The 23,503-nt window shown below is 43.4% G+C and carries 19 protein-coding genes; 11 read left to right on the top strand and 8 right to left on the bottom strand.

Going from position 1 to position 23,503, the window contains the following annotated elements; all coding sequences use genetic code 11:
- From BDI_RS08340 to BDI_RS08320, 5 genes are all read right to left on the bottom strand, one after another.
- Nucleotides 1–2,031 (bottom strand): transketolase family protein, encoded by a 2,031-nt coding sequence (locus BDI_RS08340; RefSeq protein WP_011966554.1) that lies wholly within the window; start codon nt 2,029–2,031, stop codon nt 1–3.
- Between the two features lie 180 nt (nt 2,032–2,211).
- Nucleotides 2,212–2,904, bottom strand: a complete 693-nt coding sequence (locus BDI_RS08335; RefSeq protein ID WP_008779607.1) for an NUDIX hydrolase — start codon at nt 2,902–2,904, stop codon at nt 2,212–2,214.
- A 20-nt stretch (nt 2,905–2,924) separates the two neighbouring features.
- A complete protein-coding gene (gene galK, locus BDI_RS08330) occupies nt 2,925–4,070 on the bottom strand; it encodes a galactokinase (protein WP_005858095.1) in 1,146 nt (381 codons plus the stop codon).
- A 107-nt stretch (nt 4,071–4,177) separates the two neighbouring features.
- Nucleotides 4,178–5,452 carry an MFS transporter gene (locus BDI_RS08325; protein ID WP_005858093.1) on the bottom strand — a complete coding sequence of 425 codons (1,275 nt, stop codon included), beginning with the start codon at nt 5,450–5,452 and terminating at the stop codon, nt 4,178–4,180.
- A gap of 45 nt (nt 5,453–5,497) precedes the next feature.
- Nucleotides 5,498–6,574: an aldose epimerase family protein gene (locus BDI_RS08320; RefSeq protein WP_005866355.1), complete on the bottom strand. Its 1,077-nt coding sequence runs from the start codon at nt 6,572–6,574 to the stop codon at nt 5,498–5,500.
- 225 nt (nt 6,575–6,799) lie between these two features.
- Between BDI_RS08320 and BDI_RS08315 the strand changes: the two genes are divergently transcribed.
- Complete coding sequence (locus tag BDI_RS08315; protein WP_005866357.1) at nt 6,800–9,259, top strand: hypothetical protein; 2,460 nt, start codon at nt 6,800–6,802, stop codon at nt 9,257–9,259.
- A 214-nt stretch (nt 9,260–9,473) separates the two neighbouring features.
- Here BDI_RS08315 and BDI_RS20875 read toward each other — a convergent pair whose 3' ends face one another.
- Nucleotides 9,474–9,710 carry a hypothetical protein gene (locus BDI_RS20875; RefSeq protein WP_154395402.1) on the bottom strand — a complete coding sequence of 79 codons (237 nt, stop codon included), beginning with the start codon at nt 9,708–9,710 and terminating at the stop codon, nt 9,474–9,476.
- A 289-nt stretch (nt 9,711–9,999) separates the two neighbouring features.
- On the opposite strand from BDI_RS20875, the gene BDI_RS08305 reads away from it, so the two are divergent.
- Nucleotides 10,000–12,348 carry an ABC transporter permease gene (locus BDI_RS08305; protein ID WP_011966552.1) on the top strand — a complete coding sequence of 783 codons (2,349 nt, stop codon included), beginning with the start codon at nt 10,000–10,002 and terminating at the stop codon, nt 12,346–12,348.
- Nucleotides 12,349–12,452: 104 nt separating this feature from the next.
- Here the strand turns inward: BDI_RS08305 and BDI_RS08300 are convergent, their stop codons facing one another.
- Entirely contained in the window at nt 12,453–12,983 is a 531-nt protein-coding gene (locus tag BDI_RS08300) for a DJ-1/PfpI family protein (RefSeq protein ID WP_011966551.1), read from the bottom strand.
- Nucleotides 12,984–13,149: 166 nt separating this feature from the next.
- On the opposite strand from BDI_RS08300, the gene BDI_RS08295 reads away from it, so the two are divergent.
- Entirely contained in the window at nt 13,150–13,503 is a 354-nt protein-coding gene (locus BDI_RS08295) for a winged helix-turn-helix transcriptional regulator (protein WP_005858079.1), read from the top strand.
- Nucleotides 13,504–13,523: 20 nt separating this feature from the next.
- On the opposite strand, the gene BDI_RS08290 is transcribed toward BDI_RS08295, so the two are convergent.
- Complete coding sequence (locus BDI_RS08290; protein ID WP_011966550.1) at nt 13,524–15,044, bottom strand: hypothetical protein; 1,521 nt, start codon at nt 15,042–15,044, stop codon at nt 13,524–13,526.
- A gap of 228 nt (nt 15,045–15,272) precedes the next feature.
- Here BDI_RS08290 and rbsK point away from each other — a divergent pair, with 228 nt between their 5' ends.
- The 8 genes from rbsK to fumC all read left to right on the top strand — a co-directional run bounded on the left by rbsK (nt 15,273) and on the right by fumC (nt 23,497).
- Nucleotides 15,273–16,196, top strand: coding sequence for a ribokinase (gene rbsK / locus BDI_RS08285; protein ID WP_009017154.1), 924 nt, complete (start codon nt 15,273–15,275; stop codon nt 16,194–16,196).
- 22 nt (nt 16,197–16,218) lie between these two features.
- Entirely contained in the window at nt 16,219–17,775 is a 1,557-nt protein-coding gene (locus tag BDI_RS08280) for an ADP-ribosylglycohydrolase family protein (protein WP_009017155.1), read from the top strand.
- Between the two features lie 13 nt (nt 17,776–17,788).
- The gene (locus tag BDI_RS08275) at nt 17,789–18,793 is read left to right on the top strand and encodes a nucleoside hydrolase (protein ID WP_005858071.1); all 1,005 of its coding nucleotides are present in this window, start codon (nt 17,789–17,791) and stop codon (nt 18,791–18,793) included.
- 7 nt (nt 18,794–18,800) lie between these two features.
- Entirely contained in the window at nt 18,801–19,802 is a 1,002-nt protein-coding gene (locus tag BDI_RS08270; RefSeq protein WP_005858069.1) for a GRP family sugar transporter, read from the top strand.
- Between the two features lie 89 nt (nt 19,803–19,891).
- Entirely contained in the window at nt 19,892–20,641 is a 750-nt protein-coding gene (locus tag BDI_RS08265; protein WP_009274948.1) for a hypothetical protein, read from the top strand.
- Nucleotides 20,628–21,008, top strand: a complete 381-nt coding sequence (locus tag BDI_RS08260; protein WP_005858065.1) for a GtrA family protein — start codon at nt 20,628–20,630, stop codon at nt 21,006–21,008. The genes BDI_RS08265 and BDI_RS08260 overlap by 14 nt, the downstream gene beginning before the upstream one ends.
- 5 nt (nt 21,009–21,013) lie before the next feature.
- A complete protein-coding gene (locus tag BDI_RS08255; RefSeq protein WP_005858063.1) occupies nt 21,014–21,946 on the top strand; it encodes a glycosyltransferase family 2 protein in 933 nt (310 codons plus the stop codon).
- Between the two features lie 150 nt (nt 21,947–22,096).
- Nucleotides 22,097–23,497 carry a class II fumarate hydratase gene (gene fumC / locus BDI_RS08250; protein ID WP_009274949.1) on the top strand — a complete coding sequence of 467 codons (1,401 nt, stop codon included), beginning with the start codon at nt 22,097–22,099 and terminating at the stop codon, nt 23,495–23,497.
- Nucleotides 23,498–23,503 lie beyond the last annotated feature (6 nt).

The following is a 23,503-nucleotide window of genomic DNA, read 5'->3' as shown; positions in this document are numbered from 1 at the left end:
TTATGCTAATAATTCTTTTACTTGGTTATAAACGTTCTTAGCCGTGAAACCTAATTTCTCGTCCAATACTTTGTAAGGGGCGGAGAAACCGAAGGATTCAAGTCCCCATACCTTGCCGTTAGGACCTACCAACCCTTCCAGATTAACCGGAAGACCAGCGGTTAAGCCGAAAATCTTGCTTCCTGCGGGAAGAATGGATTCTTGGTATTCTTTGCTTTGTGAACGGAATAGACCTTCGGAAGGTACGGAAACGATACGAACCTTTATGCCATCGGCACGAAGCAGGGCGGCGCCCTCGACCAAAGTCGATACCTCGGAACCGGAAGCCAAAAGAATTACATCCGCATTAGCGTCTTCATTGACGATATAGGCACCCTTTTCCGCTTGCAAAGCCTCTTGATAGCGGTTTTCCTTAGCGGGAAGATCTGTGATATTCTGACGAGAAAGAATCAATGCGGTAGGAGTGTAAACGTTCTCCATCGCTAGTTTCCATGCGACTGTTGTCTCCACAACGTCTGCCGGACGAAGTACCAACATGGAGTTGTGTCCCTTATGATTCTTCAATTTCTCTAATAAACGAACTTGAGCTTCTTGCTCTACCGGCTCGTGCGTAGGTCCGTCTTCTCCAACACGGAAAGCGTCGTGTGTCCAGATGAACTTAACGGGCTGCTCCATCAATGCGGCCATACGTAACGCAGGCTTCATGTAATCGGAGAATACGAAGAAAGTACCGCAAGCGGCGATCACGCCACCATGTAAAGACATACCGATACAGATACAAGCCATAGAAAGCTCGGCTACACCCGCTTGGAAGAAAGCTCCGCTAAAGTCGCCTTTCACGAAAGCATGAGTCTTTTTCAAGAAGCCGTCTGTCTTATCGGAATTGGAAAGGTCGGCGGAAGCTACGATCATGTTTTCTACATGGGTAGCAAGCACACCTAATACGGTAGCGGAAGCGGCACGGGTCGCTTGGTTCGCTTTCTGCTCGATTGCGGCCCAGTCGATTTTAGGAGCCTTACCGGAGAACCATTGCTCCATCTTAGCCGCTAAGTCCGGGTGAGCTTTCGCCCAGAGGTCTTTCACGGCGTAACGCTCGGCGACGATTACTTCCAGTTCTTTCGCACGTTTGGCATATAATTCGGCTACCTCAGGAAGGATTGCGAACGGATGTTCCGGATCGCCTCCTAGGTTCTTGATCGTATCTGCGATGGAAGCTCCTGCCGCGGATAAAGGTTGTCCGTGAGTAGATACCTTATTCTCGTAACAGCTGTTATCAGCGCCGACAGCACCTTTCCCCATAACGGTGTTACCGATGATCAAAGTCGGTTTGGAGATCTCTGCCTTAGCCTCTTTTAAAGCCTTGCGGATCTCGTTTATGTCGTTACCGTTTATTTGAATGACTTTCCAGCCCCAAGCCTCGTATTTCATGGCTACGTTCTCCGCATCGACGTCTTCTACCTTGGTAGATAGCTGCACGTTGTTAGCGTCGTAGAACATGATCAAGTTATCCAGTCCTAAAGTTCCGGCGATACGTCCGGCACCTTGGGAGATTTCCTCTTGGATACCTCCATCGGAAATATATGCGTAAATAGTCTGGTTCATTACTTCCTCACCCAGACGTGCTTTCAAGAATTTAGCCGCGATAGCCGCACCTACCGCATAAGTATGTCCTTGTCCCAGCGGGCCGGACGTGTTTTCGATACCACGCATAACGTCTACCTCAGGATGTCCCGGAGTAACGCTTCCCCATTGGCGGAACTGTTGAAGTTCATCCAATGTGAATTTGCCGCTTAAAGCCAGTACGGAATAAAGCATCGGAGACATATGCCCCGGGTCAAGGAAGAAACGATCGCGTCCTTCCCATTTGGGATTCTTGGGATCGTATATTAAGAACTCTGAGAACAGTACGTTAACAAAGTCTGCACCACCCATAGCGCCACCCGGGTGCCCGGAGTTCGCTTTCTCCACCATTGACGCAGCCAGTATACGGATGTTATCAGCTGCTTTGTTCATTACTTGAATATCGTTCATTTTATCAGATGAATTATTTATTTGACTGCAAAGATAATCAAACTCTTTGTAAGAGCCGTTATATCAATCAAACAATTCCTTTTCGGTAAAGGTTCCTATCTTCTTATATTTTTGATAAATTGAGAGATATTTAAGATAGCCCGCTGAGCGCCTTATTCTTGCGGGTATACATCATTCGGATTAGAGCGAGAAGTCAAAACCCTGTTCAACCCATTTGTTGTATTTTTTCTCGTTGAATTTGTAGAGGAAAGCTCCTCGTTTAGAACTTTTCTTGTCTTTGATATCCAGTTTTTCCAAAATATCCATGGCGTTTAGCTTTTTGCGGAAGTTTCGTTTGTCTAAAAGGGTTTGGTAGATGGCCTCATACAATGTCTGTAGTTGGGGCAAGGTAAATTGCTCGGGAAGCAAATTGAAACCGATAGGGCGGCTTGCCGCTTTCTTTTTAAGGACGGACAACGTATCGTTTATCATTTGGTTATGGTCGAAAATCAAGTCGGGAAGCTCGGATATCTTGGTCCAAGTAGCGTTATGGCTTTCCAATATCTCGGGACTAAAATCATTCATATTCACCAAGGAATAGTAAGCTACGGAGATAACCCGCTCCCCTAGGTCACGCGATACATCTCCGTAAGCCCCTATTTGTTCCATAAAAAGATGCTCGATGCCCGTGCAATCGGTTAATACCCGTGATGCTGCTTCATCCACGCTTTCCCCGGATTTCACGAAGCCTCCCATAAGAGACCACTGTCCTTTCATCGGCTCGAACGAACGTTTGTATAATAAAACATTCAACTCCTTATTGTTAAACCCTAGAATGATACAATCTACGGCAACATAGAATTTTACTTCGTCTTGATAAAAAGCTGCTGACATCGTTTTATGGATTTTAAAGATTAACAGAGCTTGCGTGCTCCGTCGCTGATTACTACATTATATAATTTAGGTTCACGGCCAAACTTCTCTTTATAAGCGGAGAAGGCTTTCTTCACGAAATCGTCGTACAACTCATCCTTAACCAAGTTGATCGTACAACCGCCGAATCCTCCACCCATGACACGAGAACCCGTTACACCACATTCCTTGGCGATATCGTTCAAGAAATCCAGTTCCTCGCAGCTAACTTCATAAAGCTTGCTCATACCTTGATGCGTGCCGTACATCTTTTCGCCGACAGTCTCATAGTCGCCTTTCTCCAAAGCGGCACATACGTCGAGTACACGTTGGATTTCCTCGATAACATATTCGGCACGCATGTAATCCTCTGCGCTGACATCCGCTTTTACCTCGTTCAGCATCTCCATCGTAGCGTCACGTAAGAACTCTACTTCCGGATGGTTGCGGCGAATGGCGGCTACCACGTTCTCGCAGGATTTACGGCGTTTGTTGTAGGCTGAGGATGCCAACTCATGCTTAACGACCGAATCCAATAACACGAGTTTGTAACCAACCGGATTAAACGGATAATATTTATATTCCAAAGAACGGCAATCCAAGCGGATCAAACTTCCGGCCTTGCCGAATACGGAAGCGAATTGGTCCATGATACCGCAATTCACGCCACAATAATTATGTTCTGTAGCTTGACCGATCTTAGCCAACTCGAATTTATCGATATTCAATGAGAATAAGTCATTCAATGCGAAAGCATAAGTACTTTCCAATGCGGCGGAAGAAGACATTCCAGCGCCCAGAGGTACGTCTCCAGCGAATACGGTATCGAAACCTTGGATATTACCACCTCGTTTAATAATCTCCCGGCATACGCCAAAGATATATCTTGCCCAGCTTGCGGAAGGAGCGTCCTCCTCGGTCAAGCCAAATTCAGCGTAATCATTTAAGTCGATGGAGAACGCCCGGACTTTGCCCGTCCCATTCGGTTTGATCTCGGCGATCATCCCTTTATCTACAGCACCCGGAAAAACGAAACCTCCATTATAATCAGTGTGTTCACCGATCAAGTTAATACGTCCCGGGGATGTGTATAAGCTACCTTCGGTATTAAATAACTCTTTAAATTTAGTTCTGATTTTTTGTTGCATGATACTTAATTTGATTAAGGTAAATAATTGAATAAACAAGAAGAAATTACCCATTCAGATAACTCTGCCGGATAATTTCTTCTTTATCATATTATGTCCTGTCCTTATTATTCAACAGGAATGTCTTTGTTTACGTTCTTGCTACCGATCAAAGCGTAATATAGCAAATATGCCAATCCTAGGAATACCACCCAAAAGCTAGTAATGAAACCGCCAGCGTCGGCTACAGCTCCTTGGATCAACGGAAGAATACCTCCACCGCAAACCATCACCATGAAGATACCGGAAGCGGCTGCCGTATATTTACCTAAACCTTCTACTGCCAAGTTGAAGATACCACCCCACATGATGGAAGTACATAAACCACAAAGAGCCATGAACATGATTCCAACCGGAACCTCAACCATACCGAAAGAGATATCAGACAAGAATACAGGCATACTAACTTTAGTCGTAGCAGGGGCAAAGATAGCGATCAAGATAAAGATCATACCTACCGTGGCGGCTGATGACAACATCGCCTTACTAGAGATCTTAGCTCCGAAAGAGGCACCGAACAAACGTCCGATCATCATCAAGAACCAATATGTACCCACGATAGAACCGGCTACTGTAGGATCGATACCGATCTCAGAAGAAGTAGCGAACAAGTTCATGAAGTTAGGAATACCTACTTCGACACCCACATACAAGAAGATTGCGATGGCACCTAAAATGAAGTGACGGAAAGAAAGCGCGCTGTGCTTGTCCGGAGTCTTGGCTTCATTTTCCTTAACCATATGCGGTTCTGGAATTTGCATGCAGAACAATACGATAAATACGATGGCAAAGATACCCATAGCCAAGAACAATGCCGGGTTAGCGTCACTGATCTGAGCCTTGGCAGCGTCACCGATCAAATAACCAACCAATACCGGAACGATCGTAGCGCCGATAGAGTTTACGGAGCCGGCAACCTGAATTAATTGGTTACCTTTGTTTCCACCACCACCTAGCGTGTTCAACATCGGGTTTACTACGGTATTCAACATACACATAGAGAAACCGGACACGAAAGCACCTGTCAAATAAACAGCGTAGCTACCAGCCACACCGGAAAGATAAGAAATACCTACACCACAGAAACCTACGATGATCGCTAACAAAGCGGTTTTCTTGTAACCGATCTTCTGCAATAGCATACCGGCCGGAATACCCATGAAGGCATAGGCGATAAAGTTAGCCGCGTTACCCAGCTGCGACATGAAGTTGCTGGCAGCGAACTGGTTCTTAACGATGATACCGAATGGGTTCTGTAGACCCGTCACGAAAGATATCATGAAGAAGAGAGCCACCATCATGATAATAGGCAATGTGTAATTCTTTTTTGCTGTTGATTCCATTTCTTTTTTGTTGTTTTAGATTATTAGATTACTTAAATTATTCTCTTATTCTACACTGAATTTATAAATAGTAGTACTTTGGAAAACCTCGCCCGGGCGGAGTTCCGTTGTCGGATATTCCGGTTTGTTGGGGCTATCGGGGAAATGTTGGGTTTCCAGACATAAAGCGGCCCGTTCCGGGTAGCGTTGTCCGTTCTTACCTTCGAAATTCCCAGTCATCCAGTTACCTGTGTATAATTGCACGCCCGGTTGAGTCGTATAAGTTTCCATTACGATACCGGTCTTGGGGGAGGAGCAGCGAGCGCAGTAAGAAAGTTCGTTGTCCTCTTTATTTAATATGTACGTGTGGTCATATCCCTTACCGAATATAAGCTGTTCGAAATTGTCATTGATTCGTTCGCCTACCTCATGAGGAGTCCGGAAGTCCATCGGTGTACCTTCTACCTTCTCTTTAGGTCCGTACGGGATTGCCGTATTGTCTGTAGGCAGATAATAGTCGGCGTTGATCGTGAGAATATGGTCTCCTATATAAGGGTCTCCCGCACCGGATAGGTTAAAATAAGAATGATTGGTTAGATTCAAGACCGTAGGTTTGTCCGTAGAGGCTTGATAGGAGATAACGACCTCATTCTCATTTGTCAGATGATAAGTTACGGTTGTCTTTAGTTCTCCGGGGAAACCTTCCTCGCCATCGGCGGAGGTATATTTCAACTCAATGGTTTGCTCGTCTATTTGTTTGGCGTCCCATACGACCGCATTGAATCCCTTGATTCCGCCATGCAAGCTATTGGGGCCATTATTTATGGCTAATTTGTCATAAGTAATACCGTCGATCGTGAATTTTCCAGCGGCGATACGATTTCCATAACGACCGCAAATGGCACCGAAATAAGGTTCTTCTGATGTTAAGTACTCTTCAATCGAATTATGGCCAGTAACGACATCGGTCATTTTTCCGTTCTTATCCGGAACCATCAGTGAGACGATTTTCGCTCCATAATTCGTGATCGCTAGCTCTGCTCCAACCTTGTTACACAGGGTATAAAGCGCCGTTTCTTTCCCGTCAATTTGCTTGCTGAAGTTAGCAACAGACAAGCCCGACAGTGTATTTATGTTCTTCATGCGTATCAATATTATTGAAATTGCGTGTAAAAGTAACTTTCTTCTTTGTATTTATAACCTTTCTGAATAATGTTTTATAGCATGATTTTAGATTTGTCTACCAAAAATATATAATTATCGCTTGTTTATACGTCAAGTCCTTGATTCTTCTCTTAGGCTAAAAAAACAAAACAACTCTTGTCTTACCCCTGTTATTAGTAAAACAAAGATAGAAAGAAATTGTCCATGCGGTCGTCCTATAAATATATCATACTCATACTCTTTGTGCTTATGCCCGGCTTGCTTTATTCCCAATCTCAAGATTGGGTACGTAAGTCCATTTATCCGCAAGCGGATAGTGGTAAAAGCAAGATCTATAATTGGATGTGGGGGAGGCATTATCGTCACCTTTATACGATCCCGATCAGGGTTCCTTCGGCTACGATAGAAACGTTGGGGGGTGGGATGGATATCGTCGGGCAAGCGGAAGGGTTTCACGGATTATTGTTGGAGAATAAGCGTAAGCAATTGTATTTGCTAAAGCCCTTGGGTGGCTCTACAAGTTTCTTGGAGTCGAAGTTTTTCCGGGAAATATATAATAAGACTGATTTTAAGAATACATATTTGGATGAGTTCTTAGGAGATGCTTATACGATTATCAATCCCTATACCTTTTTGGTCGCAGATTATTTAGCGAAGTCCGCGGGATTGAGTTTTTCTCCCTCCCGTATTTACTATATTCCTTCCCACATACGGAAAGACACAGTTGCGGACGGCAGCGATATACAAGATAGGCTGGTCAATCTAATCAATGTTCCGGATATTAATTTAAGGTCTAATTTGTATACCACGGAAGACTTTCTAGACAGCCTTCAAGTGAGTAAAAACTATATGGCGGATCAAAATCTATACATTCGGGAACGTATTTTCGATATGTGGACCGGAGATTGGAATAAGACGAACGAAAACTGGGAGTGGCAGTCACATACCGTCAATGATAGCGTAATTTATACCCCGATCGTGATCGATAGGAATCATGCTTTCACGAAGGTGGACGGAGTATTGTTCAAGCAAATGTTGAAGATGTTATCGTTGGATTTTATCTGTAATTATGATAGCCTGATTTTAAAAGATACAAAGAAAATCAATAAGCTAGCTTTTGCGCTGGATATGGCGGTAGCAGGCCGCAGTGATGAGTCGGTTTGGATACGCCAAGCCCAAGAAATTCGGAGACAGATGACCGACTCTTTGATCGATAGCGCTTTTACTTATTTGCCGGAAGGTGTAAAACATGATGAGATAGAACTGATTAAACGAAAGTTGAAACGAAGGAGGCTAGAGCTGGAAGCGGTTGCCAGCCAATATTATCGCTTATTGCAACGTACGCCAGTGGTTGCCGGAACCAATCAATCCGATTATTTCTTGATCGAGCGGCAAGCGCCGGACCGGACTGTTTTACGGATTTATGATCCCGAGACCGGAGACTGTAGGTTGGAACAACAATTCTCCGGCAAGGAAACCAAGGAACTGTGGTTATATGGGCTTGCGGGAAACGATACGTTTGAAGTGAAGGGAAATACACGGAAAGATTTTCCGATATACTTGATCTCCGGAGAGGGGGAGAACCAATACCAATTGAATCATAACCGGAAAATACATGTCTACGATAAAGATTATAAATATGATTACCAAAAGATAAAATACCATAAGATATCTTTTACCCCGTGGGGAATATATGATTCGGATAAAGGTATTAGTTTGGGTACGTTCTTTACATATACGATGTATGGCTTTAAACGAGCCCCATTCACCTATCAGCATCGGATCGGGTATAATTATTTGAAAGGGTTCATGTATGCAGGTATCTTCCCTAATTATGATGGCCGGAGACGTTTATACCTAAATGCCTCCATTTCTTCACCCCGTAACTTCGAGAACTTCTTCGGATTTGGAAATAATACGGCGGGCTATAAAGAGGAGAAAAAGAATTATAACCGGGTGAAGCTCCGGACGTATATGTTTAATCCATCCTTCGAGATGGATTTGAGGAAAGAAGAGGTGATGACATTCTTTGGCTCTTTGGATATGTACAAGGCTAAACGTACGGATGATCGATATATTTATACGGTTTATGGAGAAGATCATCCTATTTTCCGCACGAATTATTTCGTAGGTCTTGGCGCTACTTACCGGATAACGAAACAGCCTTATTCGTGGCTTCCCCTATTGGAAACCGAATGGACGGCCGGATGGAAAATGAATTTGAAAAAGCCGGAACGTAATTTCCCCTATGCGCAGGGAAGCCTTTCATGGAACGTACGGTTCTCGGATCGTTTTACTTGGGCCTCCTTGATGAAGGGAACGGTATTATTCGATAATGACTATGAGTTCTATCAAGCCGCCACGATTGATTTAAGGGGATTCCGTGAGAACCGTTTTATCGGAAAGCAATCCTTTTACCAATACTCGGATTTACGCTTGGACATGGGAAAACTAAAGAATCCGTTCACTCCCTTAAAATATGGTCTATTCGCGGGCTTTGATTATGGGCGGGTCTGGTTTCCCGGTGAGCGTTCCCATAGTTGGCATACTTCCTATGGTGGCGGGATTTGGCTTACTTTCTTGAATAAGTTCACCACTAAATATTCTTGGTTCGGCTCGACGGATAGTTTCCGGTTCGCCTTTGAGTTGGGGCTTGGGTTTTGATATAGCCTCAAACCTACACGGGACTGATGAGGGAAATTCTCATCATGATAAGGAGGGTTATTGTCTATTTCTATATTTGTTCTTGTCTTCTGTCGTATGACCCGGTAAAAACGTGTACGTGTTTTCCGAAAAACATGTACGACTTTTGTGGAAAACATGTACGTGTTTTTTCAGAAATATAATCATGTTTTTAAGGATGATGATAATCAATGATTTACATATTCGTGTTATTTGCATGCTTATTGTTTGGATTTATTGAGTGAAAATCCATACATTTGCCTTTGATCAATTTTGTTCTTGTTATGAAGTGGTTAAAGGCAATGTTTTTGTGCATGGTCGTTTTTGCCGCATTGACTGTGGTCGCCAACGATTCTTTCTCCCAAAAGAAGGTACGGGTGTGTGCTTCTACATCTTTATTTTCAATAGCGAATAAAGAGCCGGCTGCTTTCATCTCTTTTCAAGAAATCATAACTCCTTTGACGTCTTTCTCCGCTTTTGGGGAGAAACTTTTGTACCTTATTGCCTCATTGACTTTTTTCCTCGCTTTGTTTACCCTGTCGGTAGCTTTGTTGTTTTACGAACGGAGGGTAAGTTATGTTCGATTAAAATCCGTCTTTTGGCAAGAACGATACTCTTGCTATGTGCTTTGTCGTATGCTGAATTAGACATGATTATGCCCTGTCTTCAAGGGCATAGAGGAGAGTTGTGTCAATTTATTTTATACGAAAAACAAGCGTATCATGAACTCTATATATCGAAATTTTATTATCACGTTGAAGGCAAATAAAATGGCGGCAACACTAAATATATGCGGCCTCGTAATCGCCTTTACTTTATTTAATAGCGTAGCTATCCGTACGGAATCCGAACGAACTTTTGATAAAATACACTCGAAAGCCGAGGTTATTTATCGATTGGATTGTGTAACGAGTAAAAGTCAATGGCCTACGCAAATCCTGCCTTTCGCCCAAGCATTTGCCTCGTCTTCTCCACATATATTGGTAAGTACGATCATAAATCCTTACGTAGGGGAAGTTTATTTTACGATCGGGAGGGACGAGATTCTCAAAGGTTATAAGGAACCGGTGATAACCTGTACTCCGGGGATCGTTTCTATATTTGACTTCCAATTGGTGGAAGGTTCACTAGATTGCTTAGATGATCCGGAGAAATGCCTTTTGCCGGAAAGTATGGTCCGGAAGATATTTGGCGAGTCATCGGCTATTGGTAAGGAGTTGCTTGCGGAAGAAGAGATTTGGAGCAAGGAACGAAAATCACTAGTCGTAGGAGGAGTTTATAAAGATTTCCCGGAAAACACACAATTGAATAATGCCATTTATACTTCTTTATCGTCGACTTATTGTATGGATGATTGGGATAACTGGATTTTCCTTTGTTATGTCCTTTTAGATGATCCGTCACAAAAAGATCTCATTTGCTCCCAGTTTAACCAAGCATTTCCCTTCAAGCAATACGAGAGGCTCCAAGAGGTACAGACCCGTTTGGTGAATTTATGCGATATTTATTATATGAATGATATGAATAGTGTTACTTACATAAAATCAGGGAATAAAAGACAAACGGATTTGTTGTTTAGCGCTTCGTTTCTAGTGGTATTGATAGCAGTGATTAATTTTATAAACTTTACAATGGCATTGGTTCCGGCAAGAATAAAAAGTATTAACATCCGCAAAATTCTAGGGGACTCGGTATGGCGGTTGCGTGGATTTCTTTGGTTAGAGTCTTTTCTTTTTGCGCTATTGTCTTATGCTATATCCTTGTTGCTGTTATTGGTTTATGAAGGTTGCATTGGAGGAGGCTTTCATATGAAGGGAATAGTTTTTTGGGGTGGATTATTTATGGCTTTGTGTGCGGGACTATTGGCCGGTGCATATCCGGCTATTTATGCGACTTCTATTCCTCAGCGAATCGTGCTGAATGGTTCTTTCGGTTTGTCTCCAAAGGGAAAAAGAATGCGGGAATGTCTGGTTGGTTTTCAGTATACGGTTTCAATTATATTGATCGTCCTGTCACTGTTTATTTATAAGCAGATAGAGACAATGCGGAGTCATTCCTTTGGTTTCGGGAATGATAATGTAGTTGTCGTAGAATTGAATAAGGAGATAACCGAGAAATATAAAGAGAATTTTACCAACCGTTTGCGTGGTTATGCGGGAATTGAGGATGTGGCTTTCGCCGCTAGTAAGATAGGAGCGACCAATGAGAATCGTGGCGGGGCCGCAGAGTTTAATGGAGAGACTATTTATTTTTATTATTTGAATGTATCACCTAATTTTTTATCCCTTATGGATATTACCGCGAACGAAGGGCGTGTCTCAAGGATGGAAGATGGGAGGAATAAAGAGTTGCTTTTGGTTTTTGACCAAAAAGCGAAAAGGCAATTAAACCTTCATGTGGGTGACCGTATGAAAACCTTTTGGGGGAATGATGCCCGGGTATTAGGATTTACGGATGAGGTGGTGATCGCTTCCACACATAAAGCATCGGAGCTGCTAGCTACTTATCCTGTCGCTTTTGTGACGAATGAGGAATTTTATATGCCTTACGCTTATATTAAGTTGATGCCGGGGGCTGATAAAGGAAATGTTTTACTTTATATTAGGGACATGCTCAGCGAACTTTCTCCTTCATGTTTATCCGATTTTGAGTTTTGCGATACATTTTCCCGGCATCTGTATGAAAAAGAAATCCAGTTTGGCGACCGGGTTATTTTATCCAGTGTTTTATCTATCTGGATGGCATTGGCAGGTATTTTAAGTCTGGTATTGTTTGATGTCCACTATCAGCGGCGAGAAATTGGTATAAGGCGGGTGTATGGATCTTTCGTGAGTGAGATACTATATCGTTTGAATAAAGTCTATTTAAAGGTCTTGCTCATTAGTTTTGTTATCTCGATTCCAGTTTCCTATTATTTTATGGAGAGATGGGCCAGTAATTTTATGGAGAAAGCCCCTGTCGGTTATTTGATTTATTTTGTCGCATTGCTAGGGATCAGTATCCTGACGGTAGGAGTGGTCACGTTCCAAAGTTGGAGGGCGGCGAATGAGAATCCGGTGGATATGTTATAGGCAACTTACATCGGCAACGAAGTTAACTTCATCGGCAAAGTATCTTAGGTTACTTTGCCGACGAACTTAAGATACTTTGCTGATGAAGCTAAGATACTTAGAACTTATTTCTTCAAGGCCTCCAAAACTTGAGGCATCATAGTACAGATATAATGTTCTTCTTTCGCTGTAAAGAAATTGCCATCGACTACGGAATCCTCATCTGTTGTTTGTCCTTTGCTAATGGCAGGCTTAGCCAACGGATGTACCGCTAGCGTCTTTCCTTCCGTGATTCCGGTGAAGTCGAAGAGCATAGCGGCAGCGCAATGTCCAATCATAATTTTACCCTTTTCCCCGAAATTCTTAATCACATCCATTAGATCGATATTGTATTGTTTGCTAGCGTTCTGCTGGAAAACAGGAACCGCATCGCCACAAGCGAATACCATTGCGTCGTATTCATCTTCATGCCCTTTTAAATTAGCGATCACATCGTCTACTGTCAAAGCTATGCCAGAGTTCGTTTTGATCTCTTTTGAATCGGCAACCGCATATACTTTATAAGTAATGCCATTCTCGAAAAATGATTCCAAATATTGGAACAAACCAAATCCATTTACTGGATTTACCGCTAAAACTGCTACTTTCTTTGCCATAATCGTAAATTATTAAGTGATACAATAGTTATTTTTCGTAAGTTTATTACTTTTGTGGTGTAAAAGTAAGTCCCTTTTTTAGAGAAAACAAGAAGGCACTTATAAATAAGGAACTTACATGGATGTAACCATTGTTGAGATTCAAGTAAATAGAAAAGGTTAAAAAATGAAAAACTTTCATCCGACAGGGAATTGCCCCGTAAGAGACGTATTGAGCCGGCTAGGAGATAAATGGTCTATGCTAGTGCTTATCACTTTAAGTGCTAACGGTACCATGCGTTTTAGTGATATCCATAAAACCATTGCGGATGTATCGCAACGTATGCTGACCGTAACCTTGCGCACGTTGGAATCGGATGGTCTGATCGAACGAAAGGTCTATGCGGAAGTTCCTCCCCGAGTAGAATACTGCTTAACGGAAAGAGGATTAAGTCTTATTCCCCATATCCAAGGCTTGGTGGATTGGGCGTTGCAGCAGATGAGTGGTATTATGGAAAGCCGGGTTTTACATACGTCATGACTTGCTCTGGCATTAATCTATCAGTGAGCTTTTTCTGCAAAAATATCTGCCAGCGACCGTTGGGTTAATTTACTCTCAATCCAAGCAAGGACATCAAATGTCTTTAAAAGTTGGCGTTCATATTTATCTTGTTCGATTTTTTGAATGTCTTTTTGGTATTGTAGCCAGCGTTTATTTCTAGCTTTCTCGTATGATGGAAGCGGATAGCCCTGTATAAACTTGAATATTAACTTTTCTGTGATATAAGTCTGTTTCTCGAAGCGGATGTTTCTTTTGATGGAAATAATTTCGTTCTTAAAGAAATCATAATTGCCTAATTCTGCTTGGAGTAAAAGATTTACCAATCTTGCTATCTTGTAAGAAGGAAATGCGCAAAATAACTTTCCCAAACTAAATATCTTTTTCATGTATTTGCGAGCTTGTACATAATCTTTCGTATACATGCCTAATACAGCGAAGCTTAGATATAACCGTAATTGAGACTCAAGTCCTAATGATGTTACTTTTTTTAGTAATTCATTTTCTTGCTTATCCCTTAGCTCTAAGGCCTGTTCAAAGTTTCCGGCTTGTAACAAGCTATTGGATTTGTAGATATATATCAAGGTTTTCAGATGTAAGATGAATTCAGTGGAGTACTCATTTTGTGTTAATTCTTCTAGTTTAGAAAGGAAAAAGGGAGTTTCATGATATAATCCGGCAATACATAAACTGTCTAAAATACCTTGTATGGCACTTAAATAGTAGATAGGAGGATTTAATATTAAATGTTGGTTGTCGTTAAATAAGTTGATAAGCTCTTGGTAATATCGGATAGCCGATTTATAATTGCCGGAGTTAAGATAATAAGTGGCTTGGAATAGCAAATGTAACTTTTGCGCTTCGAATCCTTGGTAGGAATTGTTTGCGATTAAATGGAGTTCGCTCAATACGAGATCGTTTAAATCCTCTTTTTGTTTGTCGGAACGGATATAGCCTTTGTTAATTAAACGGTGTTTAAGAATATCGTATAGCTGTGTATGTTGATTAAGGGTTCTTGCGTATTTTAATACTTCATTGATTTTCATTTGCTTGTTTACCAGCTGCTTTTCTGAGATTGTTTTAAAATCAAGAGCGCTTAAGTATTTCAGTTCCGTTCTCCGAATCAATAAAAGCAAGGAATCATTTTCATAAGTGATCGCTAATTTTTTTGCTTTATCTAATTCAATGAAAGCTTCATCAAATATTTCTCGTTCGAATAATACGCCAGCCTTTGATATATAATTGAAAATTCTTGTTTGGACATCCTGTTTTTCTCTTAGTCTAACTAAACATTCTAGAAGTACCCGATATAAATGTTTGACTGCGGTCTCGAAACTCTTCCCGTCTTGAATCTGACAAAAGCGTGTATACAGCTGTTCGGGAGACGTATTAGCGTCTATTAGATTAAAAAGGGTGAGGTATACCTTATCACCGTTTTGAAGGTTTGCGCAAAGATGGAAATATCTTTTCTCAGCTTTTGTCAAGGTGTTGACAAGCATTAATAATATGTATGTGTTATTCATGGACTTTTGATGTTATCAAGTGTTTGATATATAGTGAATATGAGAAATTGTATGATGCAAATATATCGATTTGGGTTTATCTACGATGAAGATTAATTGATGATTTTTATATTTTGGATCTTTTTATATTTGCGACATCGGTGAATGAATTTAAATTAACATGAAATCTGGTGTACCAAGCGGAATATATGATATTTTTGTTAAACGAATGATTAATAAGAGAAAAGCATGAAAGACTTACGGAATCATAATATATTGGTTGTTGGAAGTAGCAATACCGATATGGTCATAAAGACGAATCATCTCCCTCGTCCGGGAGAGACGGTATTGGGCGGAACATTTTTTATGAACCCGGGTGGGAAAGGAGCGAATCAAGCGGTTGCTGTTGCGCGGTTAGGGGGACAGGTCTCGTTTATTTGTAAAACAGGCAGTGATATATTCGGACATCAATCCCAGCAGCTATTTGAGGAAGAGGGGATTGATACTTCCTATATTTTCTCAGATCCGAAGAATCCATCTGGCGTAGCGTTGATTACGGTGGATGCTCATGCTGAAAACTGTATTGTGGTGGCCTCCGGAGCTAATGCTAATCTATTACCTTCTGATTTAGCGAAATCGGAAGAGGCGATAGAAAAAGCCGATTTGATTTTAATGCAATTGGAGATTCCTATGGATACTGTCGAGTTTGTCGCTAAGATGGCATCGAAGAAGAACAAACGGGTAATATTGAATCCGGCTCCAGCTCAAACTTTGTCGGCTACGTTACTCCGGCATCTGTATATGATTACCCCGAATGAGACAGAGGCAGAGATGATCTCTGGCGTGAAGATCACGGATGAGGTTTCCGCGAAGAAGGCTGCGCAAGTTATAATGGAGATGGGAGTACAGAACGTAATCGTTACTTTAGGCTCAAAAGGAGCTTTGATCTATTGTGATTCCATGGTAGATATGGTTCCTGCGATAAAAGTGGAAGCCGTTGATACTACTGCCGCCGGGGATATTTTCAACGGCGCTTTAACGGTGGCTTTGGCTGAGGGGCGGGATTTAAGGGAAGCCGTGAGATTCGCTTGCAAAGCTTCCGCCATTTCCGTGACTCGTGTGGGAGCGCAATCTTCCGCTCCTTATCGGAATGAGGTGGATATTTTTGATTAATCTATAAAAACAATCTAATAGTATGAAACAAACAGTATTTGCGATGATAGCGGGAGTCTCTTTATTTATAGGGGTGACCTCATGTTCCCAACAACCCTCGGCAAAGGATCAAACGACGGTGCCCGCTGAGTTTACGATTAGTAAAGAAAAGTTGATGGATAAGATTAAGGGAGGTTGGGCCGGACAAACCATAGGCTGTACGTATGGCGGTCCGACGGAGTTCAAATATAACGGAACGATGATTCAAGAATACGTACCGATCGTATGGCCGGACGGATATATCAAGTGGTGGTACGAGAATGTACCCGGATTGTACGATGATGTTTATATGGACCTTACATTCGTGGATGTCTTTGACCGGTTGGGATTGGACGCTCCTGTGGACTCATTCGCCATGGCGTTCGCTACGGCGGGATATACGTTATGGCATGCTAACCAGTCGGCACGTTATAATATTTTGCAAGGGATCATGCCTCCGGCGTCCGGCCATTGGCTGAATAACCCTCATGCGGATGATCTGGATTATCAGATCGAGGCGGACTATGCCGGACTGATGTCGCCGGGTATGCCGAATACGGCTTCCGAGATTTCTGATAAGATCGGGCATATCATGAATTACGGAGACGGTTGGTACGGCGGTGTGTATGTCGGGGCGATGTATTCGTTATCGTTTATCTCGGATGATATCGAGTTTATCGTGACCGAGGCGTTAAAGACGATACCGGAGCAAAGTACCTATTATAAATGTATGAGCGATGTGATCCGCTGGCATAAGGAATATCCGGACGATTGGAAACGCACTTGGTTTGAGTGTGAGAAGAAATGGAGCTCGGATATTGGTTGTCCGGATGGCGTTTTCGTTCCGTTCAATATCGATGCCGTGATCAATAGCGCATACATTCTTATCGGCTTGCTTTATGGTGAGGGAGATTTCTATAAGACATTGGATATCTCTACCCGTTGTGGACAAGATTCGGATTGCAACCCAGCCTCTGCGGGTGGTATCTTAGGAACAATCCTTGGTTATAGCCGTATACCGGATTATTGGATGAAGAACTTGAGAGAGGTGGAGAATATGGATTTTGCCTATACGACCATCTCATTGAATAAGACTTACCAAATGGGCTTCGATCAAGCGTTGCAAGTGATAGAGCGCAACGGCGGTTCCGTTTCAGGTGACGAGGTGACGATCAAATGCCAGCAACCTGTAGCCGTTCGTTACGAGAAGGCTTTCGAGGGTATGTATCCGATAGAGAAAGTGGCGGTTAATAAGAATTTGTCCGATGTAGGAGAACTTCCATTTGAGGGAACAGGCGCCGTATTCAAAGGCTTTGTGAACGCTAAAGATGATAAATACGTAGCGAAAGTAGAGATGTACCTAGATGGGGAGCTGGTTGAGACGGCGAACCTTCCGGCATCCTATACGACTCGTAGGAACGACCTGTTTTGGAAGTATCAGCTGCCCAAGGGAAAACATACGGCTACGTTTAAATGGCTAAATCCACGTAATGATGTCTCCGTACATTTCGGTGAGATACTGATTTACTCGGATGCTCCGAAAGAGATTGTTCACCAATAAAATTATAAAGATTATGAAGAAATCATTGTTTCTGATGGGCTTATTCGCCTTGTTTATCTCCTGTAAGGGGAATGTTTCTCAAACCGATAAGCCTCAACCGGTAAATCTTATTCTAGATACCGATTTAGGTCCGGACTATGATGATGTGGGCGCTATGGCCTTGATGCATGCCTTGGCGGATAGCGGTCAGGTAAATATTCTTGCGACTCTTTCCTCCAACCATGATGAGCGGGTGGTGCCTTGCATTGAGGTGCTGAATACTTATTTCAACCGTCCGGACATACCGGTAGGGGCACCAAAGAGCGAACCGGGGGCCTCCTTGACTACTTGGCATAAAACGAAGTGGACTGACGAGTTACCCGCTAACTATCCGCATCATACGGCGAAGACTTCCGACGCTCCGGATGCCCTGAAGGTGTATCGTAAGATTCTGAGCGAACAACCGGATACCAGCGTTGTTATTTGTACGATTGGTTTCTTCTCTAATTTAAGGGATTTGCTTCAATCGGGAGCTGATGAATATAGCGATCTCTCCGGAAAGGAATTAGTCGCCAAGAAAGTGAAACGTTTGGTTTCTATGGCGGGCCTGTTTCCGGAAGGTAAAGAATTCAATGTGTATTGCGATGTCCCTGCCTCTAAAGTCGTAGCGGAGGAATGGCCTACAGAGATTGTCTTTAGCGGTTTTGAGATCGGGAACGTAATCTTGACCGGAAAGAAACTGGTGCAAATGAACGTGGAGAACAGTCCTGTAAAAGATGCGTATGCCCTTTGTTTTGCGGAGGGAGACCCAGAAGGGCGCATGAGCTGGGATCATACGGCGGTATTGGTCGCTATAAAAGGTTATGAGCCTTATTTCGATGTAGAGCGAGGAACCTTTCATGTCGTAGATGATGAGGGGACTAACAATTGGGTGGCAAATCCCAATGGCCGTGATCTTCGTTTGATCGAGAAGATGCCGCCTACGGAGGTCGCTTCCTTGATAGAGAATTATATGATGCATCAACGATCTATTAAATAGTATTTTTATGTATATCGTACAAGATTATTCTTTAGCTGTCATATTCTGTGTCGTTACGATGCTTTGTTGGGGATCGTGGGGGAATACGCAGAAATTAGCCTCCAAGACTTGGAGATATGAGTTCTTCTATTGGGACTACGTGATTGGTGTCTTGCTCTTTTCTCTGATTTCCGGCTTTACCTTGGGTAGCATCGGGACGGAAGGACGCAGTTTCCTGCCGGATTTGGCGCAAGCGAACCTCGCTAGTTTAGGGAGTGCCTTTTTGGGCGGTATTATTTTTAATGCTGCCAATATCTTGTTGTCTGCGGCGATCGCCATTTGCGGATTGTCGGTTGCTTTTCCGGTTGGGATCGGATTAGCCTTGGTGCTAGGCGTATTGGTTAACTATTTCGGGGCGGCGAAGGGGGAACCAACTTATATCTTTATCGGTGTAGCTTTAATCACGGTCGCCATCATCTTGAATGGCCTGGCTTATAAGAAAGCCTTGGTCGGTACCAAGAAAGTATCGGGGAAGGGGATCCTTATATCGGTTGTGGCCGGCGTGATCATGGCCTTTTTCTATCGTTTTGTCGCCGCTTCCATGGATATGGAGAATTTCGCTTCTCCGGCACCCGGGAAGTTGACGCCTTATACCGCCGTATTTGTTTTTGCCATAGGAGTATTTGTTAGTAATTTCTTGTTTAACACATTGGCAATGAAACATCCGGTGGAAGGTAAGCCTGTCTCCATATGCGGTTATTTTAAGGGAAATATGAGTACGCACCTCGTGGGTGTATTGGGGGGTGTTATCTGGTGTATCGGTCAATCTTTCAGTATGATAGCGTCAGAGAAAGCGGGAGCGGCTATATCTTACGGATTGGGGCAAGGAGCCACGCTAGTCTCCGCTTTATGGGGCATCCTTATCTGGAAAGAGTTCAAGGGAGCACCAGCCATTTCCAATCGTCTGAATGTCGGGATGTTTATTTTATTCGTGATCGGACTTGGGTTTTTAATTTATGCGGGAGCTTAAATAACGTTATTTTTATTTATTCCGGAAAAAACATTACCTTTGTTCTTGTTTCTTGTTTATGGGAGTTTAATAACGAAAAAAGACGATCTATGAAAGAAGAAGGTGATGTATTCAAAAAGTTCCGTGATTCCTTCAGTAGGATGGAGGGACATTTCCATATACTAGAACAGCGTGTGCCGGTTGAACTTCAGATGGAGTATTTCAAATACTCGGAAAACGTACGGAAGGAAAACCGGCCTCCTCGTCCCTTATCGGAGGATGAGTGCGAGACCCTGTACAACACTTTGTTGACGGAGGAAACCAAGGACAAGACCGAGAAGAGATATCTGTTATCTCAATTGGCTACCTCGAAATCCGTCCGTGCGTACCGCTTGTTGGAGGAATACACCCAGCATCCGGACCCAGAAGTGACAGATTGGGCCTACATGGCTTTGATGGAGTCTCGTATCTCCTTAGAGTCCGATTTCTCCGACGAGAAACAAATTTATATCTCGACCGGCTTGGGAGGAAAAGGGGAGAAGCTGCGTTTCTATGTCTTGATGACGTCTAAAGGCAAGAAACCTTTCCAAGAATATCAGCGGCAGACAATCGAGCGGGAGTTCGCTTATTATCTGCCGAAAACGGACTGCGAGATCGAGCGTTTGACGATCGGTGAGCAGTATGTGGAGTTGGTGTTCTTGATCCCGGTGCGTACGGATATAAAAGCCACGTTGGATCGGGTGATCAATGAATGTAACCAATACGGCGATTTCCTCTCGAATGTTTTCACGATCACGAATGTCAAGGAATTGACAGCGGAGGAGGTTTCCGAGATTATAAATAAGAATGGAGACGATTAAGCAAGCTATTAAGTATGGTGTAGTCGGGTTGAGCAATACCTTGATAACGATGATCGTTATCTGGGTGATGATGAAACTCTTCGGATGCCGGGAAGGTTTATCTAACTTAACGGGATATGTGGCAGGCATATTAAACAGTTTCATCTGGAACAAGCAATGGACTTTCAAGGGAAGTTCCACCGGATGGACGAAAGGGGCGGTTCGGTTCACGATCGCTTTTATTATTTGTTATGCTTTACAGTACGGATTGGTACTGATCTTGAATTCCCGACTTACGATCGATCATTACTACAACCACTTGATTGGAATGGCTTTCTATACGGTGATTAATTTTTTAGTAAATAAGTTTTATACCTTTAAAGCTTAAAAGGCATGAAGAAGTTAGCGGTTATAGTCCCGTGTTACAACGAGGAAGCCGTGATCGAGGAATCGTATCGGCGTACGAAAGAGGTCTTGGTAAAGTTGCCGAACCCTACGGAGATTATCTATATAAATGATGGTAGTCAGGATAAGACACGTTCTTTGTTGGATCATATAGCCGCTACCGATCCTCATGTGAAGGTGATTCACTTCTCCCGGAATTTCGGTCATCAACCGGCGGTAACGGCGGGTATCAATAACTGTGACGCTGATTTGGCGATTATCATCGACGCCGATATGCAGGATCCGCCGGAATTGATTCCGGATCTGCTGGAAGTGCAGGAGAGAGAGAATGCTAACGTGGTTTATTGCGTCCGTAAGTCACGGGAAGGGGAGAGTCTTTTCAAGCTGTTCACCTCCAAGGCTTTTTACCGGGTGATGAATTATATGAGCGAGGTCCATTTCCCGCTGGATACGGGAGATTTCCGTTTAGTGGACCGGAAGGTGATGAATGAGTTCGACCGTTTTAAGGAACGGGGAAAATATATCCGTGGCTTGATAAGCTGGGTGGGCTTCCACCAAGTGCCGTTTTATTATGAGCGTGAGGCGCGTATCGCCGGCGAGACGAAATATCCGATTAGTAAGATGCTGAAATTCGCGTCGACGGCAATGCTTTATTTCTCGAAGAAGCCGTTGCGTTTGGCGACGAGTCTCGGGTTTATATCCGTATTGGTCGGTATAATCTTGGCGGTTTGGTTCACGTTGGGCAAGATCTATGGTTTTAGTAACGCCGAGGTTGGCTGGACTTCTATCATGACTTCCATTATCTTCTTTGGAGGTGTACAGTTATTGACGGTCGGCGTGTTAGGGCAATATGTCGGTATCCTCTTTGACGAGATCAAGGCCCGTCCCGAATACATTATTGACGAGAAGAAAAACTATTAAAAAACATCGGAGGCGAAATAAGCCGTTTCTCTATGATCTGAATTCTGTTCCATGATAAATGTCTTTTCATGATATACTCGTGAATGTAACATAAACAATTCGATATCCAGATAGTTTATACATAGAAGAGATTAATAAAACTTATGTGTCATGAAGTATAGAATAGAGAAAGATACCTTAGGTGAGGTGGAAGTGCCGGCGGACGTTTATTATGGGCCGCAAACACAACGGAGCGTGAATAATTTCAAGATCGCCACCGATATTAGCCGGATGCCCGAAGAGGTGATAGAGGCGTTCGCTTACTTGAAAAAAGGAGCGGCTTTGGCTAATAAAGACGCCGGTGTCTTGTCTCCGGAGAAATGCGAGTTGATCGGTAAGGTATGCGACGAGATCTTGGCGGGTAAATTAAATGACTCCTTCCCCTTGATCGTATGGCAAACGGGGAGCGGGACCCAGACGAATATGAATGTCAATGAGGTGATCGCCAACCGGGCACATGTGCTGAGCGGAGGAAAGCTAACGGATAAGGAGAAAGTGCTGCTTCCGAACGATGACGTGAATAAATCGCAATCCTCCAATGATACGTTTCCTTCCGCTATGCATATTGCCGCCTATAAGGTGATAGCGGAGGTGACGATCCCGGGATTGGAGAGTCTGTATCGTGCGTTGGCGCTAAAAAGTGAGGAGTTCATGAAGATCGTGAAGATCGGGAGGACTCATTTTATGGATGCCACTCCATTGACATTGGGGCAAGAGTTCAGTGGCTATGCGGCTCAATTAGAATATGGTATACGGAAAGTAAAGGATTCCCTATCGCATATCTCCGAATTGGCTTTAGGAGGTACGGCGGTTGGGACCGGTATTAACGCCCCGGTCAATTATGACGAGTGTGTCGCTAAGAAGATATCAGAGTTGACTGGGCTTCCTTTTGTAACCGCTCCGAATAAATTCGAGGCCCTAGCTACCCATGATGCCTTGGTTGAGGCGCATGGAGCCTTGAAATCCGTAGCGGTCAGCTTAATGAAGATCGCAAACGATATACGAATGTTGGGCTCAGGTCCTCGTGCCGGTATCGGTGAGATCCATTTGCCGGAGAACGAGCCGGGTTCCTCCATCATGCCGGGAAAGGTGAATCCTACGCAATGCGAGTCATTGACGATGATCGCCGCTCAAGTAATGGGTAACGACGTGACAATCTCGATAGCCGGCTCCAACGGGCAGTTCGAGTTGAACGTATTTAAGCCGGTGATTATCTCGAACTTCTTGCAAAGCGCCCGCTTGATCGGTGACGGTTGCCTGAATTTCAGCGAACATTGCGTAAAAGGCATTACCCCGGTGAACGAAAACATCAAACGCCATCTGGATAGCTCCTTAATGCTGGTTACCGCCTTGAATCCGAAAATAGGATATTACAAGGCCGCCGCTATCGCCCAGAAAGCCTATCAAGAAAATAAGACTTTGCGGGAGGCGGCTATCGAGTCCGGTTATGTGACCGCCGAGGAGTTTGATCGTTGGGTAGACCCGTCCAAGATGGTAGGAAAGATTGAGTAGTGTCAA

It is taken from the genome of Parabacteroides distasonis ATCC 8503 (assembly GCF_000012845.1).
Taxonomy (GTDB): domain Bacteria; phylum Bacteroidota; class Bacteroidia; order Bacteroidales; family Tannerellaceae; genus Parabacteroides; species Parabacteroides distasonis.
The sequence above is the reverse complement of the archived record's forward strand: the minus strand, read 5'-3'. Positions and strand labels throughout refer to the sequence as shown.

Coding starts and splice junctions, on each gene's coding strand:
- BDI_RS08340 (WP_011966554.1), bottom strand. CDS start 2,031: ATGAACGATATTCAAGTAATGAACAAAGCAGCTGATAACATCCGTATA.
- BDI_RS08335 (WP_008779607.1), bottom strand. CDS start 2,904: ATGTCAGCAGCTTTTTATCAAGACGAAGTAAAATTCTATGTTGCCGTA.
- galK (WP_005858095.1), bottom strand. CDS start 4,070: ATGCAACAAAAAATCAGAACTAAATTTAAAGAGTTATTTAATACCGAA.
- BDI_RS08325 (WP_005858093.1), bottom strand. CDS start 5,452: ATGGAATCAACAGCAAAAAAGAATTACACATTGCCTATTATCATGATG.
- BDI_RS08320 (WP_005866355.1), bottom strand. CDS start 6,574: ATGAAGAACATAAATACACTGTCGGGCTTGTCTGTTGCTAACTTCAGC.
- BDI_RS08315 (WP_005866357.1), top strand. CDS start 6,800: ATGCGGTCGTCCTATAAATATATCATACTCATACTCTTTGTGCTTATG.
- BDI_RS20875 (WP_154395402.1), bottom strand. CDS start 9,710: ATGAAAGCAGCCGGCTCTTTATTCGCTATTGAAAATAAAGATGTAGAA.
- BDI_RS08305 (WP_011966552.1), top strand. CDS start 10,000: ATGAACTCTATATATCGAAATTTTATTATCACGTTGAAGGCAAATAAA.
- BDI_RS08300 (WP_011966551.1), bottom strand. CDS start 12,983: ATGGCAAAGAAAGTAGCAGTTTTAGCGGTAAATCCAGTAAATGGATTT.
- BDI_RS08295 (WP_005858079.1), top strand. CDS start 13,150: ATGAAAAACTTTCATCCGACAGGGAATTGCCCCGTAAGAGACGTATTG.
- BDI_RS08290 (WP_011966550.1), bottom strand. CDS start 15,044: ATGAATAACACATACATATTATTAATGCTTGTCAACACCTTGACAAAA.
- rbsK (WP_009017154.1), top strand. CDS start 15,273: ATGAAAGACTTACGGAATCATAATATATTGGTTGTTGGAAGTAGCAAT.
- BDI_RS08280 (WP_009017155.1), top strand. CDS start 16,219: ATGAAACAAACAGTATTTGCGATGATAGCGGGAGTCTCTTTATTTATA.
- BDI_RS08275 (WP_005858071.1), top strand. CDS start 17,789: ATGAAGAAATCATTGTTTCTGATGGGCTTATTCGCCTTGTTTATCTCC.
- BDI_RS08270 (WP_005858069.1), top strand. CDS start 18,801: ATGTATATCGTACAAGATTATTCTTTAGCTGTCATATTCTGTGTCGTT.
- BDI_RS08265 (WP_009274948.1), top strand. CDS start 19,892: ATGAAAGAAGAAGGTGATGTATTCAAAAAGTTCCGTGATTCCTTCAGT.
- BDI_RS08260 (WP_005858065.1), top strand. CDS start 20,628: ATGGAGACGATTAAGCAAGCTATTAAGTATGGTGTAGTCGGGTTGAGC.
- BDI_RS08255 (WP_005858063.1), top strand. CDS start 21,014: ATGAAGAAGTTAGCGGTTATAGTCCCGTGTTACAACGAGGAAGCCGTG.
- fumC (WP_009274949.1), top strand. CDS start 22,097: ATGAAGTATAGAATAGAGAAAGATACCTTAGGTGAGGTGGAAGTGCCG.